The organism is Acidomonas methanolica (assembly GCF_004346035.1).
Taxonomy (GTDB): Bacteria; Pseudomonadota; Alphaproteobacteria; order Acetobacterales; family Acetobacteraceae; genus Acidomonas; species Acidomonas methanolica.
Genome location: NZ_SLZN01000001.1, coordinates 207,103 through 223,154 on the forward strand (window position 1 = coordinate 207,103; position 16,052 = coordinate 223,154).

The window sequence follows — 16,052 nt, forward strand, 5'->3', positions numbered from 1 at the left end:
TTGCCGAGCTGCGCGCCCGGCCCTTCATGGGATGTCGAGGCGTCAAGAGACGCCGCGCGGACGAGTTGCCTCGCGCCCGTTGCGCAAAGACACCTGCCGCGCTCCGCTGTCAACTAAATACCGCGCGCCGCCACGTGTTCGGCCCGTTTTTCGACTCTTTTCAGCGCGTCTCGTCCTGCGACGCGCGGACGATCTCCAGCGCCCGGGCGAGAACGGCGGCGCTGTCGAGCGCATCCGTCTCGATGACAACCGCATCCTCGGCGCGCTTCAGAGGCGAGACCGGCCGAGTCTCGTCCTGACGATCCCGCGCGGCGATGTCATCGGTCAGGGCCGTCAATCCCGCATCCGATAACGGCGCGTCTCCATGCAACTGGCGGAAGCGCCGCAGGGCGCGCGTGCGGGGAGAGGCGGTGACGAACAGCTTGACCGACGCATCCGGAAAGACGACCGTTCCGATGTCCCGACCGTCGATCACCCCGCCGGACGCCCGGGCGAAATCCCGCTGACGTTGCAGCAACGCCGCCCGCACGCCCGGCTGGGTCGCAACGCCGCTCGCCCCCCGGTCGATCTCCGGCACGCGCAGGTCGGCCCGCGCGAGATCGGCCTGATCCAGCCGACGGGCCAGCGCCTCACCGTCATCGCGCTGCGGATCGAGCCCCTCCAGAATCATCCGCCGCGCCACCGCACGATAGAGCAGGCCGGTATCGAGATGCGGCAACCCCAGAACATCCGCCAAGGCCTTCGCCAACGTTCCCTTCCCCGCTGCGGCGGGCCCGTCCACGGCGACGATCAGCACGCTCACGCGCCGATCCCCGCGCCGAGCGCGTTCATCAGCGTCACGAAGCCCGGAAAGCTCGTCTCGATGAAGGCCGTATCGTCGATGGTCACCGGCCTTGATGCCGCGAGCCCCATGACGATGGCGCTCATCGCCAGACGATGGTCCATCCGCGTTTCCACCGTTCCGCCTCCGAGAGGCCGTCCCGATTGGCGACCTTCGACGATCATGTCATCCCCTTCCACATGCACCGCCGCGCCATTGGCGGTCAGCAGGGCCACGGTGGCCGCCAGACGGTCACTCTCCTTGACCCGCAATTCCGCGAGACCGCGCAGGCGCGACGGCCCTTCGGCAAAGGCGCACGCCACGGCCAGAACAGGGTATTCGTCAATCATCGATGGCGCCCGCTCCGGCGGAACGTCGACGCCGCGCAGGACGCCCGCGCGCACCCGCAGATCGCCGACGGGCTCTCCTCCCTCCACGCGCTCGCCGACGACCGTCAGATCGGCTCCCATCTCTCGCAGTGTGACGAAGAGCCCCGTCCGAAGCGCATTCAGGCCGACATTGGAAATGACGATCTCCGACCCCGGCACGAGCAGGGCCGCGACGATCGGAAAGGCGGCGGATGACGGATCGCCCGGCACGATCACGTCCCGCGCCGTCAGCCGCGCCGGACCATCCAGCGTGATCACCCTCCCGCCCCGCGTATCCGCCTCGATCGTCACCGGCACGCCGAAATGACGCAGCATGTTCTCCGTATGATCGCGCGTGGCGACCGGCTCCTCGACGCGCGTGGCGCCCGTCGCGTTGAGCCCCGCCAGCAGGATCGCCGATTTCACCTGCGCCGACGCGACAGGCATGCGATAGACGATCGGCGCCGGCGAGCCGTTGCCGACGATCGCCATCGGCAGTTTTTCGTCCGCGCGCGTGACGAACACCGCGCCATTCGCGGAAAGAGGCGTCGTCACGCGCCGCATCGGACGGCCGCGCAGGGAGGCGTCGCCCGTCATGAAGCAGGTGAAGGGCAGGCCGGACAGGATTCCCGAAAGCAGCCGCGCCGCCGTGCCGGAATTGCCCATGTCGAGCACATCCGACGGTTCGGAAAAACCTTGCACGCCGGCGCTCTCCACCACCCATTCCGTGCCCTCACGGCGAATATCCGCCCCCAGCGCCCGCATGGCAGCCGCGGTGCGCAACACGTCCTCCCCTTCCAGCAGGCCGGAAATCCGGGTCACGCCTCTGGCCAGCGCCGCGAACATCAGGGCGCGGTGGCTGATGGATTTGTCTCCAGGCACGGCGATTTCGCCGCCCAGCGGGCGGGCGGCGGCGGAGACGGTCAGGGGGCGGGCAGCGGTTTCGGCGAGTCGTTCCATGGTGGGTCAGTTCATTCCGCCCCCGGGCAAAGCTGTCAATGGCGATTGGGGAGCGACTGGGGCTTCTCTCCCTGATAGCCCGCGCATCTTGACGTTTGACAGCGAGGCTGCAAGCTGGCAAGGGCGCGTCCTTCGCGGCGTTGTCAACCGCCTCCCTTCCCTTCCCGGTTCACGCCGGACCCGGTTCACGCCGGACGACGACATCACAGGCGATATTCATGGCTCAACCAGAACTCGGCTTGAAACGCATCTGCGTCTCCTGCGGCGCGCGCTTCTATGATCTGAACAACAACCCGGCGATCTGTCCGAAATGCGGGGCCGAGCAGCCCTCCGACCTGCCGCGTCCGAAGCGCGGCGTTGACGTTCCGGTCGATCAGACGAAGCCGTCCCAGACCGACGAGAATGACGATGACGTGGATCTCGACGCGGACGCCGACACCGATGACGGCGTGCTGGAGGACACCTCCGATCTCGACGACGATGACGACGATCTGGCGGGCGACATCGAAGTCGATACGGATGGCGACGAGCACGACAACTGAAGCCGGCGCTAACGGCCGCTTCCGCCCGTTCCGTTCGGGGCGGCCGTTTTCATTCCTGGCGCTGCTGGCGCCTTCAGCCTGCGCCAGCGCGATCTCGCCGGTGACTCTTCAGACGGAGCTTGCCGCACAGCCCAGCGCCACGGCCGTGCTCCAGCACCATTGCGACCGGATCACGGGCGGCGACATGCCGATTCGCGCCTGGACGCAGTCCACGAGCGACGCGCCCACTCCGCCCGACATTCGCGCGATCCTCCATTTGCAGGACGAGACCGCCATCTCCCTGCGTCACGTCAGCCTTCGCTGCGGCGTCACGATCCTCTCCGATGCCTGGAACTGGTACGTGCCCTCCCGTCTCACACCGGCCATGAACGCCGCGCTGGACAGCACGAGGACACCGTTCGGCAAGGCCGTCGCGAGTCTGCACTTCCACCGGCAGACGGTCTCCAGCGAGACCACCGGTCTTCCGCCCGGAATCGTCCTCCGCAACCGCGCGGTGCTGCTGCGGAGCGTTGACGGGGAGCCGATCGCGCTGGTCGAGGAAAACTACCTCCGCGCCGCGCTCCGCTGAGAGGATTCAGGCGGAACGCCAGTTGAGGTGCTGACCGCCGTCCAATGCGAGCATCTGACCGGTGACGGACGGCAGGAGGAGCAGCGCAAGCGCCGCCCGCGCCACCTCGTCGGGCGAAGCGCCGATGCCAAGAGGCGTCCGCGCGCACATCGCCGCGAATTCCGCCTCACTTTGCCCTGTCGCGGGCAGAACCGGGCCGGGACCGATCGCATTGACCCTGATCCGCGGGGCGAGAGCGAGCGCCATCGTCTGGGTGAGCGTCCAGAGCGCGGCCTTGGAGACCGTGTAGCTGGTGAAAAACGGCGTGAGATTCCAGACACGCTGGTCGAGCAGATTGAGCACCATGCCTTCCGAATCCGCAGGCATCTGCCGGGCAAAGCACTGCATCAGCACGAAAGGCGCTCGCAGATTCGGTTCGAGATGCCGATCCCATGACTCGCGCGTCGCGTCATGCCAGTCGTCACGCTCGAAGACGGAGGCGTTATTCACCAGCACCCCGACGGGCCCCAGCCGGGCGACCACTTGCTCGATCAGCGGCGCCACCTCGTCCTCACGCGCCAGATCCGCCTGAAGGACGCAACCATGACCGCCGATTTCAGTCAGGAGCGCTTCCGCATCTTCCACGCTGCCGCGACAATGAATCGCCACGGCGAAGCCCTGCGCCGCCAGCATCCGCACCAACGCCGCACCGATGCGCCTGCCGCCCCCCGTGACCAGCGCCACGCGGGGCATGCGGGCTGACGGCACCATGTTCAAGCGGGCCGCCGGGCCGTCAAGGCAGCCACCAACGTGCCGTCATCCAGCATGTCCAGCGAACCGCCGATCGGCATGCCATGCCCGACGCGGGTGGCCATGACTGGCCCCACCTCCGCCAACCTGTCATGCAGCCAATGAGCGGTCGTCGCACCTTCCACCGTCGCGCCGAGCGCGAGAATCACCTCCCTCACCGTTCCCGCCCGCACGCGATCCAGCAGTGAGGTGATATTGAGATCTTCCGGGCCTCGTCCCGCAAGCGCGGAGAGCGTACCTCCAAGCACCTGATAGACGCCGCGATGCACGCCGGAACGTTCCAGCGCCCAGAGATCGCCTACCGTCTCCACGACACAGACGACGCCATGATCGCGCGCCGGATCGCTGCAAATGCCGCATGGATCGCTGCTGTCCAACGTGCCGCACACCGAGCAGGTCCGCACGTTGCGCGCCGCTGTTTCCATGGCGCGGGCCAGAGGAAGCAGGCGCGTTTCCGGCTGGCTCAGCAAGGCCAGCGCCGCGCGCCGCGCGGAGCGTGGTCCCAGGCCGGGCAATCGCGCCAGCATCTGGATCAGACGTTCGACATCTCCGCCCCCCATCGCCCCGTGGCTCCACTCAGAACGGAAGCTTGAGCCCCGGCGGCAGATCGAGCCCGCCCGTCACCGCGCGCATTTCCTCGGACGTTGCGGCCTCCGCCTTGATCCGGGCGTCGGAAAATGCCGCAATGATCAGATCTTGCAGCATTTCTGTTTCAGACGGGTCAGCCAGCTTGGGATCGATGACGATGGCCTTCATCTCGCCTTTCCCCGTCAACGTCACCTTGACCAGCCCGGCGCCGGAGACGCCTTCGACCGTCAATGATTCGAGCTTGCGTTGCACCTCTTCCATGCGCGCCTGCATTTGCGACGCCTGCTTCATGAGCCCAGCCAGATTTTTCATGATATAAAGTCCTTCACAATCAAGCAGATAATTACATATCTTAATGTAATTTGTCAGCTTCCATATCCGACTCGTCGGCAAAATCCGCATCCAACGGCGCAAACTCCAGATCAGGGGCTTCGTCGCCTCCGCCGAAACGGGTCACACCGTCATCTTCCGCCGACCGCGCAAGAACCAAGGCTTCGGGCGGCAATCCATAATCGTCCAGCGACTGATCCTGTATCTCTCCCAGCCTGGCGTCGGGAAACGCGGCGAGCAAGGCGCGAACCAGCGGATGACGGCGAATTTCCTCACGCCGCAACTCGATCACTTCCGCCCCTTGTTCGTCCAGAGTCGGCTCGCCCGCCGCCTGAGAGGGAGTGATATGAAAATGGCCGGGAAAATGCCGCTCCAGCAGAGCCTGCAACCGGATTTCCAGACGCTGCGGCGCACCGGGCCCGACCCTGATTTCCACCTCCGGCGGCGCGAAACGGACCAGATGCACCGAATGCCGCAAATGCCCATGCAACATGGGTTCGCGCACGGATTTCACGAACGCCACCATTTCACGCCACGAACGCGGCGGGACTGGCGTCTCATCGGTTTCGCCGGCCGGTGCGCGCAAAGGCGGCGCCAGTTCCGGCAGGGGCGCGATCTGCGGAATGGCGTCAGGAAGCACCATTCCACCATTGGCGACGAGCTTCAGCGCCGCTCGCGGGCGGTCATCGGAATCGGAATGCCCCGTCGGCAGCGAAAGATGCGCGGACACGAGCGCCCCCTCGCCGCCGCGCGCGGTTCCATCGCTCACGCCGCCACCCGCGCCGCCCTGACGGATTTCGCGAATGATCTCGTCCGGCGTCGGCAGAACGCTTGCATGACACAAGCGCAACAGCACCATTTCAGCCGCGCCGCGCCGGTCGGGCGCGCTCTCGATTTCGCCGACCCCTTTCAGCAATATCTGCCAGGCCCGCCCGAGAGCCGCCACCGGCAGCCGGTCCGCGAACTGCGCGCCGCGCCTGCGTTCGGATTCCGGCAAGTCCCGACTTTCCCGCAACGCGGGCAACGCCTTCAGGCGCGACACCGTGTGCAGCAACTCCAGCAGGTCCGTCAGGAGCAGGCCGAGATCGGCGCCGCGCTCATGCGCCTCCCCGCTGATCTCCAGCGCTCGGCCCGGCTGACCTCCCATTATCGCTTCGAACAGGTCGAAGACCATGCCGCGATCGGCCAGCCCCAGCATGTCGGAGACAAGATCCGCCCCGACGCTTTCCGTGCCTTCCCCTTGTGCAATGGCCTGATCCAGCAAAGAGAGCCCGTCACGCACCGATCCGTCCGCGGCCCGCGCGATCAGGGTCAGCGCGTCCTCGGTGAAGCGCACGCCTTCCTGTTCCGCGATCCGTCCGAAATGACGGGCCAGTAGATCCTGCGGGATCCGACGCAGATCGAACCGCTGGCAGCGCGAGAGGACCGTGACCGGCACCTTGCGAAGTTCCGTGGTCGCGAAAATGAACGTCACCTGAGCGGGTGGCTCTTCCAGCGTCTTGAGCAATGCGTTGAACGCGTTGCGGGACAACATATGGACTTCATCGATGATGAAGACCTTCATCCGCGCCTGCATGGGGCGAAAACGCGTGGCTTCGATGATTTCCCGAACGTCGTCAACGCCGGTGCGGGAGGCCGCGTCCATTTCCAGCACGTCCGGATGACGATCGGCGAGAATGGCCACGCAGTTCGGGCAGACGCCACAGGGATCGGCGGTCGGGCCGCCTTTTCCGTCCACTCCGACGCAGTTGAGCGCGCGCGCGATGATTCGAGCCGTGGTCGTCTTGCCCACGCCGCGCACGCCTGTCAGCATGAATGCGTGCGCCACGCGTCCAAGCTCGAACGCACGACGCAAAATCCGGACCGTCGCCTCCTGGCCGATCAGATCATCCAGGCGTGTCGGTCGATATTTGCGCGCAAGAACGCGATAGGGCTTTGCCTCCACCACCGGCGTGACGGGAGCCTCGTCGAAGAATCCGCCGCCCTCCGCGAGCGGGAGCGGCATCTCGTGGTCGTCTTCCGTATCATCCATCCGACCGCTCATCTAACGGGATGATAAAAGCAGATTTTCGGGAGGTGGGAGACCGAACACATGACCCGGGCAAAACTCACTGCGGCTGCTTCCTTCCGGACCTGACCGGATTCGCAAGACGCCCGTCCAAGGCCGATCTCCCGCCGGATGCTTAACACCATTCCCCCGCCCTCACGCAAGAGGGGAGATGCATTTTCCCGCTCAGAACCCTCGCGCCGAACCGCCGCCATGACGCCGATCGAACCCGCCATACAACACCTCGGTCAGAGGCGCGGAAGGGCTGGAGCGCCGATCGGGGCGCACTGCGAAAATCCCTTCCGCACTGCCCCAGGGCTTGTGAAGCGTGATCTGATACCCTTCCCGCTGGAGGCCGGCAGTCACCGTGTCATCCAGCGCGCCGAGTTCCGCTTCCACCGGCGCGGGCTTCCATTGCTCATGGATTCGCGGCAGGTCGATGGCCTGCTGAATATTCATGCCTCCGTCGACGACGCCAAGAATCACAGCCAGTGTGATGGTCGGAATACGCGATCCGCCCGGGCTGCCGATCACCATCACCGTCCGGCCATCGCGGGACAGAATGGTCGGCGTCATCGATGAAAGCGGCGTCTTGCCCGGCGCGACGGCGTTGGCTTTCGAGCCCACGATGCCGAACATGTTCGGCACGCCCGGCTTGGTGGAAAAATCATCCATCTCGTCATTCAGGAAGAAGCCGGTCGGACCGCCCATGACCCCCGCCCCGAACCAGCCATTGAGCGTATAGGTGACGGAAACCGCCATGCCCTTTCCGTCCATGACGGAAAACTGTGTCGTCTCGTGCTTCTCGGGCTCTCCGGCGGATGGCTGCGCATCCCCGTAATGCGGCGCCGCCTGATCCAGGACGAGCGCATCGGAAGGGATGGCCCTGTCGGCAGGAATGGCGGCGCGGATCGCGGCCGCATAGCCTGGATTTACCAGAAGCTCGACCGGGTCATGGACGAAGGCGGGATCGCCCAGGCCCCGCCGGTCCGAATAGGCATGACGCATCGCCTCGATCTGGTCATGCGCGCCCGCAACGCTCCGCAGACCGAGATGTTCGAGATCATACCCCGAGAGAATATTGAGCATCTCGCACAATGCGACACCACCTCCGCTGGGCGGAGGAGCCGTTTCGACCAGATAGCCGCGATAGACGCACTGAAGCGGCTTCAACTGCCGCGTCTTATATGCCGCGAAATCCGCCATCTGGAGAATCCCGCCCCCCTGCCGGCTTGCGGCGACGACGGCACGGGCGATCGGCCCGTCATAGAAAGCCCTTGCTCCGTTCGCTGCAATCAGCTCCAGAGTATGGGCGAGATCCGTCTGCACCAGCCTTTCGCCGGCCTGAAACGGCGTACCATCAGGGTGAAGAAAGATCTTCCGGGCATACGGGTCCTGAGCGAACGCGCTGGTGCTGGTATGAAGCAGTTCGACATCCGCCTCGTTCACCACGAAACCGTCGCGCGCCAACGCGATCGCGGGTGCCATGACTTTCTCGCGCGAAAGTTTGCCCCAGCGGGCATGAATCAACTCCATCCCGGCGACCGTTCCCGGCACCGCGACCGCCTTCCAGCCCTTGATCGAGAGGCGGGGAATGACATTGCCCTGCGCATCCTGGTACATGGTTGGCGTGGCGGCAAGCGGAGCATGTTCGCGGAAATCGATGAACGCGCTCTCGCCATTCGGCATGCGGAGGGTCATGAACCCCCCACCCCCGAGATTGCCCGCCGCCGGGTAGACAACCGCCAACGCATAGGCGACGGCGACGGCGGCATCCACGGCGTTGCCGCCTTCCTGCATGACGCGCACCCCGACATCCGTCGCCAGATGCTGGGCCGTCGCCACCATGCCGTGCCGACCCATGGCTGGGGGCAGCGGCTGCAAATGCGTAACGGACGCGCCGAAAGCCAGCGGATCATGGGCGCTGCTCAGCGCCGGAGCGGCATGGGCGGACGGAAAAGCGAGAACGGCGGCGGAAAGAACAATCCCCACGAGGCATGGTTTGAGCATCTCAGACAACACCATAGGGAGGCTGGTCATATCCGGCGGGCGACAAGGTAAAAATCTCGCATCCTTCCTTCGTCACGCCGATCATATGTTCGAACTGCGCCGAAAGTGAACGATCGCGCGTCACCGCGGTCCAGCCGTCATCCAGTATCTTCACGTCGGGACGTCCCAGATTCAGCATCGGCTCGATCGTGAACACCATCCCTTCCCGCAGCACCACGCCATGGCCGGGCGTACCGTAATGGAGGACATTCGGCGCGGCATGGAAGCTGCGTCCGATCCCGTGACCACAGAAATCCCTCACCACGGAGAGGCGGCGCGACTCGGCGAACGTCTCGATCGCATGGCCGACATCGCCCAGGGTGCGACCGGGCTTGACCTGGTTGATCCCGATCATCAGCGACTCGTATGTCGCCTCCACCAGCAACCGCGCCTTGCGCGCCACCTCTCCCACCAGAAACATGCGGGAGGTATCACCATACCAGCCATCGAGGATCGAGGTGACGTCGATATTGACGATGTCGCCCTCGGCCAGCTTCCGATCGCCGGGAATACCGTGGCAAACGACATGATTGACGGAAATACAACAGGCTTTCGGATATCCCCGATACCCGAGCGGGGCCGGAACGGCTCCTTTCCCGAGCGTGTATTCATGAATGAGACGGTCGAGTTCCCCAGTCGTCACGCCGGGCCGAACATAAGGCGTGATCATGTCGAGCGTTTCAGCCGCAAGCTGTCCCGCCGATTTCAGACCAGAAAAATCTTCTGGGGTGTAGAGAACGATGCCGTTCTCACCCGTCTCCGCATCCATACCGCATACCTTTCTCACACTCGCTCCCGCTCGGCGGGGAAGAATATGCAAGCGAAAATGAGCCCTCCCCCGTCAGGGAGCAAGTCTCTTATCCCTGCAATCCGCCGCCAAAGAACTTAGCCGGGATGACGCGAGGTCTTTTTCCGGGAGCTGTGTCCGACCGCGAGGAACCGCGCCTTGGTCCGATGAAGCGCCACCACCGGGATCACATGCCGCGTCCCATGGGCGACCGCCGCATATCGCCGGGGCCCGGATGGAGCCTCGGCGACCTCAACCGGGGCGCTGGCCGATATTTTGCCGGATGACGCAACCAGAACCGTGCGGCCATGAGCATGACGGCGACCATTGCTCTTCACGCGGGCAAGCACGATCGCGCCGGCGCCGTGCCGATGATGGCGACTGCCGCCGGCGACCATGAGCGGCGCCATCGGAGCGATACCTTCATCGGAAAAGCCCTGATCCATCAAGGCCGTCATGACCTGGCTGCGTTGGGGATTCGATCTGGCGCCCAGAACCACGCCAATCAGCCGCACATTGTCATGCATCGCCGACGTCACGAGATTATGCCCCGCGAGGTCGGTATAGCCCGTCTTCAGCCCGTCCGCGCCGGCATAGGTCTTGAGCATCGGATCATGATTCGGAACCATCCGGCCATGAAACCTGAAATACGGCACGCCGAAATAGTGATAATATTCCGGAAACTCCGTGATCAGGTGACGGGCCAGCACGGCGAGATCCCGCGCCGTCGTGACCTGATCGGGATCGGGCAGGCCGGACGCATTGCGGAACGTCGTGTTCGCCATCCCCAGCGCCCTGGCCTGTGCCGTCATGATATTGGCGAAACGGACCTCGTCCCCGCCCCCGAGGAATTCCCCCAACGCGCACGCCGCATCGTTGGCGGACTTCGTCACCAGCGCGAGAACGGCCTGCTCGACCGTGAAATGCGTGCCGGGAACGAGCCCGAGCTTGGAAGGGGCCATCGTCGCCGCATGAATGGACACCGGAACCACCGAATCCATCGTGATCTGCCCGGCGCGCAGGGCCTTGAACGCGATATAGAGCGTCATCAGTTTCGTCAGGGACGCGGGATAGCGCTGAAGATCCGCATCGTTCTGCGAAAGCACCGCGCCGGAATTGACGTCCATCACGAGACTGCTGAGATGACCGACATACTGGGCATGCGCCGACGTCGCCGCAACCATCCCGCTTATCAGACTTCCCGCCGCCATGACAAAGGCGATGCGGCGAACCGGGATCACACTCTGGCCGGACGCGACGCGTTCACGGAACGGACGATGCATCAGTGCAATGACCTTTCAACTCTCGTCCCGCCATCATAAACAGGAGAAATTCATATCGTCCATAGAGTTATGGCAGAACTATGTTAACAGATCGTATGCGCGCCCCATAATCGAGTCGTGAAGCCCCTTTTTTCGTCTCCTCCCCATCCTATATGATGCCCGTCATGCTCGTCACTCCGCACAGATTTCCAGAGATCGACGCCGTTTCGCCCATGCGCAGCCATGATGCGGACGGCATTCGGGCTGCGCAGGCCATACCTCCCGGCTCCGCGGGAGACGACGACGGAAATGACGGGCAGATCAACACCAACGTCGTCGTCAAGCCGCGCCCCCGCACGCGGCGGCCCGCCATGTACAAGGTTTTGATGCTCAACGACGATTACACGCCGATGGAATTCGTCGTCCATGTGCTGGAGCGGTTCTTCCACAAGTCAAGGGAGGAGGCGACCAACATCATGCTGCATGTGCATAAGCGCGGCGTCGGCGTCTGCGGCGTGTTCACCTACGAGGTGGCGGAAAGCAAGGTCACGCAGGTGATGGATCTGGCGCGCCAGAACCAGCACCCGCTTCAGTGTACGATCGAGAAAGCCTGAGCGGCCACGCATCCCGGCCACTTTCACAAGCCTCTTTCATTCGTCCTCATCCATCCCCACCTTGTTCCCTCTGCGTTTTTACTTTTTTGCGCTGGCGCATCCGTGCGCCACGCGACAAGATGACGCTATCGGGAAATTGGCCCCCTACCGTCTCTTTCCCTTCGGGAATGGCCGGGCGGCCTGAGAGGAGCGCATATCATGTTGTCTCGCACGCTCGAACAAACGCTCCACCGCGCTCTGACACTGGCAGGTGAGCGCCGCCACGAATACGCGACGCTCGAACATCTCCTGCTGGCCCTGACCGAGGACAACGACACCGTCACGGTCTTCAAGGCCTGCGGCATCGATCTTGACAAGCTCCGGGCGGATCTCACCGAATTTCTCGACAAGGATCTCGCGGGACTCGCCGCCGATCGTCCCAACGAGCCGAAGCCGACAGCCGCTTTCCAGCGCGTGATTCAGCGCGCGGCCATCCATGTCCAGTCCACCGGTCGGGACGAGGTGACGGGGGCGAACGTCCTTGTGGCGCTCTTCGCCGAGCGCGAGAGTCACGCCGTCTATTATCTCCAGCTCCAGGACATGACCCGGCTGGATGCTGTGAACTTCATTTCTCACGGAATCGCGAAAGCGCCGGACCGCACCAGCCGCCGTCCGACGGCGGCCGCCTCGCGCGAAAGCGGCGATACGGAACGGGAGGAAAAGAGCAAGGGCGGCAAGACCCAGGAAGCGCTGGCCACGTATTGCGTCAATCTCAACACACGCGCCGAGGAAGGGAAGATCGATCCCCTTATCGGCCGCGATGCCGAGATCGAACGCACCATCCAGATTCTCTGCCGCCGCACCAAGAACAATCCGCTCTATGTCGGCGATCCGGGCGTCGGCAAGACGGCAATCGCGGAAGGGCTTGCGAAACGGATCGTCGAAGGCGACGTGCCGGAAGTGCTGCTCAAGAGCACGATCTATGCGCTCGACATGGGGTCCCTGCTGGCCGGAACCCGCTACCGGGGCGATTTCGAGGAACGCCTCAAGGCGATCGTCACCGAGCTCGACCAGACGCCGGGCGGGATTCTCTTCATCGACGAGATTCACACCGTGATCGGCGCGGGCGCGACCTCGGGCGGCGCGATGGACGCCTCCAATCTCCTCAAGCCGGCCCTCGCCGCTGGAACGCTTCGCTGCATTGGCTCGACCACCTACAAGGAATTCCGGCAGCATTTCGAAAAGGATCGGGCGCTCGTGCGCCGCTTCCAGAAGATCGACGTGCCGGAGCCTTCACTGGAAGACACGATCAAGATTCTGCGCGGACTCAAGGTGAATTACGAGCGTCATCACAAGGTGCGCTACACGGAGGAGGCGCTGCGCGGTGCGGTCGAACTTTCGGCCAAATACATTCACGACCGTAAGCTGCCGGACAAGGCCATTGACATCATCGACGAGGTCGGCGCGTCGCGGATGCTGCAACCGGAGAACAGACGACGCAAGACCGTGACGTTGAAGGACGTCGAGGATATCGTTGCCAAGATCGCGCGCATACCGCCCAAGAGCGTTTCCACTGACGACAAGGAGACCCTCAGGACCCTCGCTCGCGACCTCAGGAACATGGTGTTCGGCCAGGACCAGGCCATCGAGGCGCTCACCGCGGCGATCAAGCTGGCCCGCGCGGGTCTGCGCGATCCCGAGAAGCCGATCGGCAACTACCTCTTTTCCGGCCCGACGGGCGTCGGCAAGACGGAAGTCGCCAAGCAACTCGCCGCCTCCCTGGGGATCGAGCTGATCCGCTTCGACATGTCCGAATATATGGAGCGCCACTCCATCTCCCGGCTGATCGGCGCGCCGCCGGGTTATGTCGGCTTCGACCAGGGCGGTCTGCTGACCGACGCCATCGACCAGCATCCGCACGCGGTCCTGCTGCTCGACGAGGTCGAGAAGGCGCATCCCGATCTTTATAATGTCCTGTTGCAGGTCATGGATCACGGACGTCTGACGGACCATAACGGCAAGACGGTGGATTTCCGCAACGTCATTCTTATCATGACGACCAATGCCGGCGCCGCCGATCTGAGCAAGGAAGCGGTCGGATTCGGGCGCACGGTGCGTTCGGGAGACGACGAGGACGCCATCAAGCGTCTTTTCACGCCGGAATTCCGCAACCGGCTGGACGCGATCATCCCCTTCGCCAATCTCACGCCGGAAATCGTCGGTCAGGTGGTGGAGAAATTCATTCTCCAGCTCGAGGCGCAACTGGCCGACCGCCACGTCACCATCGAGATTTCCTCGGCAGCGAAGGAATGGCTGGCGGAGAAAGGATATGACCGGCTCTATGGCGCGCGCCCGCTGGGCCGCGTCATTCAGGAGCACATCAAGAAACCGCTCGCGGAGGAGCTGTTGTTCGGCAGGCTCGCCAGTGGCGGCGCGGTAAAGATCGGGCTGAAGAACAATGCGCTGGATTTCGATTTTATCGAAATGGGAGCGCAGAGCCAGAATGGCGATGAAGACAGCGACGAGCGCCGCCCGGAAGCAGCGAGCGACCGGTAAATAAAGACGGAAGTGAGTCGACGCTCAGGCAGGGGAAGCAATTCCCCTGCCGTTCGTTTCACTGATATGTAGCCCCATTGACGATGACGTAACCCGGCATCCCCCATTTGCGGCCAGTGCCATGGTGGGTCCAGTCGATGCCTTGGCTGCGGTTGGAATCATAATAGTAGCGTCCGGCGACCTCGACCTTGTCCCCCACCTGAACCCACGGCCAGGCGGGAGCGTTCATGCGATCGAGATCCGAGACGATCCGAATGGTTTGCCCCTGCCCGATCGTCAGATCGAAATATCCATGAACACCGCTATGACTGTGACGCGCACGCCATGTGACATGTGCGACTATGCCACAAACATGTTCGGGAAGGTCGATGCCGGTCGGGCCACTCTGTTGCAGCTCCAGCCGATCGCGCAGGAATTTCCCGTTATCGCACTGGGCGGGCAGCCCCGTCTGTGCCATCGCAGGCAAAGCGTGCAGAGCGGCGGCAAGGACGAGAGCTTCGAACGTCCGGGCAAATTTCATCAAATCTTCTCCAGGGTTTCTTCGGCCTGACCGGGGCGCCTCAGTTTCCAGACGACTCTTTCAAACATTTGTTCGAGTGATTTTCCCGATCTCTGCTACGCTGCGTCAGCGGTCGCGCTCCCTGCGCGCCCGTCTCAATCCGGCCCATATGGCCTCAGACAGAGGAAGAGTCCATGTCGTTTTCTATCGAGTCGAAGATCCGCGATATTCTGGCTGACGATCAGGCCAAGGCTGCCGTCGAAAAGATTCTTCCCGGCTTTTCAAAGCATCCCCAGCTCGGCCTCGCGAAGAGCATGTCACTCAAGACCGTCGCCAAATATTCGGGCGGCCTCATTACTGAAGAGGCCCTGAAGAAGATCGATGCTGAATTCCAGGCCATCGGTTGAAATAAACGACAACCACGCGTTTTGCGGCGAAGGCCTGAGGCCCGGGGAATTTTCCTGGACTCTAACAGAACCTGCCGGAAAATCCTGGTGCTGCTGGACAGGATTGAACTGTCGACCTCTCCCTTACCAAGGGAGTGCTCTACCACTGAGCTACAGCAGCAACGCGGTGCGCGCTTCCTAGCTTTTCATGGGCGGAGCCGCAAGCCCTCCCATGCAAGTCGAGCGCCAAATATTTTTGGCGCCGATCTTCATTCACGCAGACAGTCAATCGTCGCGATGAATCTTTTCCATCCGCTCGTGACGCTCCTGCGCTTCGATCGACAAGGTCGCGATGGGACGCGCTTCGAGCCGTTTGAGCCCGATCGGATCACCCGTCTCCTCGCAGAATCCGTAGGTGCCGTTCTCGACTCGCTGAAGCGCGAGATTGATCTTCACGATCAACTTGCGCGCCCGGTCCCGAGTACGTAGCTCAAGGGCCCGGTCCGTCTCCACACTGGCGCGGTCGGTGATATCAGCCTCGTGAATGCCGCCTTCCGACAGGCTGGCCAACGTCTCGTCCGCTTCCTTGAGCAAATCCGCGCGCCAACGAAGGAGCTTCTGGCGGAAATATTCCACCTGCAGCGGATTCATGAACTCTTCGGATTCAGAGGGTTTGTAATCGGGGGGAAGCGTGAGCATACACGACTGTCCTCATATGATGCGACAGCGAAGGCTGCATTCAGTGACGCCCCGGGCGCGACCGGAACGCGCGGCTTATAGCGTCGGGCGCGCATAACGCCAAGACTTTGCGCGATGCATTTCGCCGGACCGTCATCTTTTTCCGCGACATCGCGAACCGTTAGCACTCTGTTCACTCTTTCAGGCGCATCTTTCCGCCATGCCGCCGC

General features: G+C 63.4%; 16 protein-coding genes, 1 tRNA gene and 1 other RNA gene. 5 read left to right on the forward strand and 13 right to left on the reverse strand.

Annotation, left to right across the window (positions count from 1 at the left end):
- Positions 1-160 precede the first annotated feature (160 nt).
- Positions 161-802, reverse strand: a complete 642-nt coding sequence (gene cmk / locus EDC31_RS00965; protein ID WP_042055233.1) for a (d)CMP kinase — start codon at positions 800-802, stop codon at positions 161-163.
- The gene (gene aroA / locus EDC31_RS00970; RefSeq protein ID WP_042055236.1) at positions 799-2,148 is read right to left on the reverse strand and encodes a 3-phosphoshikimate 1-carboxyvinyltransferase; all 1,350 of its coding nucleotides are present in this window, start codon (positions 2,146-2,148) and stop codon (positions 799-801) included. Before aroA ends, cmk begins: the two co-directional genes overlap by 4 nt.
- A gap of 218 nt (positions 2,149-2,366) precedes the next feature.
- Here aroA and EDC31_RS00975 point away from each other — a divergent pair, with 218 nt between their 5' ends.
- Complete coding sequence (locus tag EDC31_RS00975; protein WP_042055239.1) at positions 2,367-2,690, forward strand: TIGR02300 family protein; 324 nt, start codon at positions 2,367-2,369, stop codon at positions 2,688-2,690.
- Positions 2,668-3,258, forward strand: a complete 591-nt coding sequence (locus tag EDC31_RS17590) for a hypothetical protein (protein WP_158310288.1) — start codon at positions 2,668-2,670, stop codon at positions 3,256-3,258. Before EDC31_RS00975 ends, EDC31_RS17590 begins: the two co-directional genes overlap by 23 nt.
- Before the next feature lie 6 nt (positions 3,259-3,264).
- Here the strand turns inward: EDC31_RS17590 and EDC31_RS00990 are convergent, their stop codons facing one another.
- The 8 genes from EDC31_RS00990 to EDC31_RS01025 form a co-directional block, all read right to left on the reverse strand.
- Positions 3,265-4,008: an SDR family oxidoreductase gene (locus tag EDC31_RS00990; protein ID WP_186819972.1), complete on the reverse strand. Its 744-nt coding sequence runs from the start codon at positions 4,006-4,008 to the stop codon at positions 3,265-3,267.
- Positions 4,009-4,010: 2 nt separating this feature from the next.
- Positions 4,011-4,607 carry a recombination mediator RecR gene (gene recR, locus EDC31_RS00995; protein WP_042055242.1) on the reverse strand — a complete coding sequence of 199 codons (597 nt, stop codon included), beginning with the start codon at positions 4,605-4,607 and terminating at the stop codon, positions 4,011-4,013.
- 16 nt (positions 4,608-4,623) lie between these two features.
- A complete protein-coding gene (locus EDC31_RS01000) occupies positions 4,624-4,947 on the reverse strand; it encodes a YbaB/EbfC family nucleoid-associated protein (protein ID WP_042055246.1) in 324 nt (107 codons plus the stop codon).
- A 40-nt stretch (positions 4,948-4,987) separates the two neighbouring features.
- A complete protein-coding gene (locus EDC31_RS01005) occupies positions 4,988-6,997 on the reverse strand; it encodes a DNA polymerase III subunit gamma/tau (RefSeq protein WP_239641513.1) in 2,010 nt (669 codons plus the stop codon).
- Between the two features lie 44 nt (positions 6,998-7,041).
- An RNA gene (ffs, locus tag EDC31_RS01010) (signal recognition particle sRNA small type) lies at positions 7,042-7,138 on the reverse strand.
- A 60-nt stretch (positions 7,139-7,198) separates the two neighbouring features.
- Positions 7,199-9,037: a gamma-glutamyltransferase gene (gene ggt, locus EDC31_RS01015; RefSeq protein ID WP_042055250.1), complete on the reverse strand. Its 1,839-nt coding sequence runs from the start codon at positions 9,035-9,037 to the stop codon at positions 7,199-7,201.
- Positions 9,024-9,830, reverse strand: a complete 807-nt coding sequence (gene map / locus EDC31_RS01020) for a type I methionyl aminopeptidase (protein ID WP_042055252.1) — start codon at positions 9,828-9,830, stop codon at positions 9,024-9,026. The genes ggt and map overlap by 14 nt, the downstream gene beginning before the upstream one ends.
- A gap of 116 nt (positions 9,831-9,946) precedes the next feature.
- The gene (locus EDC31_RS01025) at positions 9,947-11,059 is read right to left on the reverse strand and encodes a D-alanyl-D-alanine carboxypeptidase family protein (protein ID WP_042055518.1); all 1,113 of its coding nucleotides are present in this window, start codon (positions 11,057-11,059) and stop codon (positions 9,947-9,949) included.
- 284 nt (positions 11,060-11,343) lie between these two features.
- Here EDC31_RS01025 and clpS point away from each other — a divergent pair, with 284 nt between their 5' ends.
- Entirely contained in the window at positions 11,344-11,724 is a 381-nt protein-coding gene (clpS, locus tag EDC31_RS01030; protein WP_081797374.1) for an ATP-dependent Clp protease adapter ClpS, read from the forward strand.
- Positions 11,725-11,922: 198 nt separating this feature from the next.
- Positions 11,923-14,259, forward strand: a complete 2,337-nt coding sequence (gene clpA / locus EDC31_RS01035; RefSeq protein WP_042055254.1) for an ATP-dependent Clp protease ATP-binding subunit ClpA — start codon at positions 11,923-11,925, stop codon at positions 14,257-14,259.
- A gap of 58 nt (positions 14,260-14,317) precedes the next feature.
- Here the strand turns inward: clpA and EDC31_RS01040 are convergent, their stop codons facing one another.
- Entirely contained in the window at positions 14,318-14,779 is a 462-nt protein-coding gene (locus EDC31_RS01040; protein ID WP_042055257.1) for a DUF3465 domain-containing protein, read from the reverse strand.
- A 173-nt stretch (positions 14,780-14,952) separates the two neighbouring features.
- On the opposite strand from EDC31_RS01040, the gene EDC31_RS01045 reads away from it, so the two are divergent.
- Positions 14,953-15,165: a hypothetical protein gene (locus tag EDC31_RS01045; protein WP_052511522.1), complete on the forward strand. Its 213-nt coding sequence runs from the start codon at positions 14,953-14,955 to the stop codon at positions 15,163-15,165.
- 85 nt (positions 15,166-15,250) lie between these two features.
- Here the strand turns inward: EDC31_RS01045 and EDC31_RS01050 are convergent.
- Both EDC31_RS01050 and dksA read right to left on the reverse strand, forming a co-directional pair.
- Positions 15,251-15,325, reverse strand: a tRNA-Thr gene (locus tag EDC31_RS01050).
- 104 nt (positions 15,326-15,429) lie between these two features.
- Complete coding sequence (dksA, locus tag EDC31_RS01055; protein WP_042055259.1) at positions 15,430-15,843, reverse strand: RNA polymerase-binding protein DksA; 414 nt, start codon at positions 15,841-15,843, stop codon at positions 15,430-15,432.
- Positions 15,844-16,052 lie beyond the last annotated feature (209 nt).

Excerpts from the sequence above, each read along its gene's own strand:
- recR (WP_042055242.1), bottom strand. The coding sequence starts at position 4,607 with ATGGGGGGCGGAGATGTCGAACGTCTGATCCAGATGCTGGCGCGATTG.
- EDC31_RS01005 (WP_239641513.1), bottom strand. The coding sequence starts at position 6,997 with ATGGATGATACGGAAGACGACCACGAGATGCCGCTCCCGCTCGCGGAG.
- ggt (WP_042055250.1), bottom strand. The coding sequence starts at position 9,037 with ATGGTGTTGTCTGAGATGCTCAAACCATGCCTCGTGGGGATTGTTCTT.
- clpS (WP_081797374.1), top strand. The coding sequence starts at position 11,344 with ATGCGCAGCCATGATGCGGACGGCATTCGGGCTGCGCAGGCCATACCT.
- EDC31_RS01025 (WP_042055518.1), bottom strand. The coding sequence starts at position 11,059 with ATGGCGGCGGGAAGTCTGATAAGCGGGATGGTTGCGGCGACGTCGGCG.
- EDC31_RS00990 (WP_186819972.1), bottom strand. The coding sequence starts at position 4,008 with ATGGTGCCGTCAGCCCGCATGCCCCGCGTGGCGCTGGTCACGGGGGGC.
- clpA (WP_042055254.1), top strand. The coding sequence starts at position 11,923 with ATGTTGTCTCGCACGCTCGAACAAACGCTCCACCGCGCTCTGACACTG.
- EDC31_RS01000 (WP_042055246.1), bottom strand. The coding sequence starts at position 4,947 with ATGAAAAATCTGGCTGGGCTCATGAAGCAGGCGTCGCAAATGCAGGCG.
- map (WP_042055252.1), bottom strand. The coding sequence starts at position 9,830 with ATGGATGCGGAGACGGGTGAGAACGGCATCGTTCTCTACACCCCAGAA.
- aroA (WP_042055236.1), bottom strand. The coding sequence starts at position 2,148 with ATGGAACGACTCGCCGAAACCGCTGCCCGCCCCCTGACCGTCTCCGCC.
- dksA (WP_042055259.1), bottom strand. The coding sequence starts at position 15,843 with ATGCTCACGCTTCCCCCCGATTACAAACCCTCTGAATCCGAAGAGTTC.
- EDC31_RS00975 (WP_042055239.1), top strand. The coding sequence starts at position 2,367 with ATGGCTCAACCAGAACTCGGCTTGAAACGCATCTGCGTCTCCTGCGGC.
- EDC31_RS01040 (WP_042055257.1), bottom strand. The coding sequence starts at position 14,779 with ATGAAATTTGCCCGGACGTTCGAAGCTCTCGTCCTTGCCGCCGCTCTG.
- EDC31_RS01045 (WP_052511522.1), top strand. The coding sequence starts at position 14,953 with ATGTCGTTTTCTATCGAGTCGAAGATCCGCGATATTCTGGCTGACGAT.
- EDC31_RS17590 (WP_158310288.1), top strand. The coding sequence starts at position 2,668 with ATGGCGACGAGCACGACAACTGAAGCCGGCGCTAACGGCCGCTTCCGC.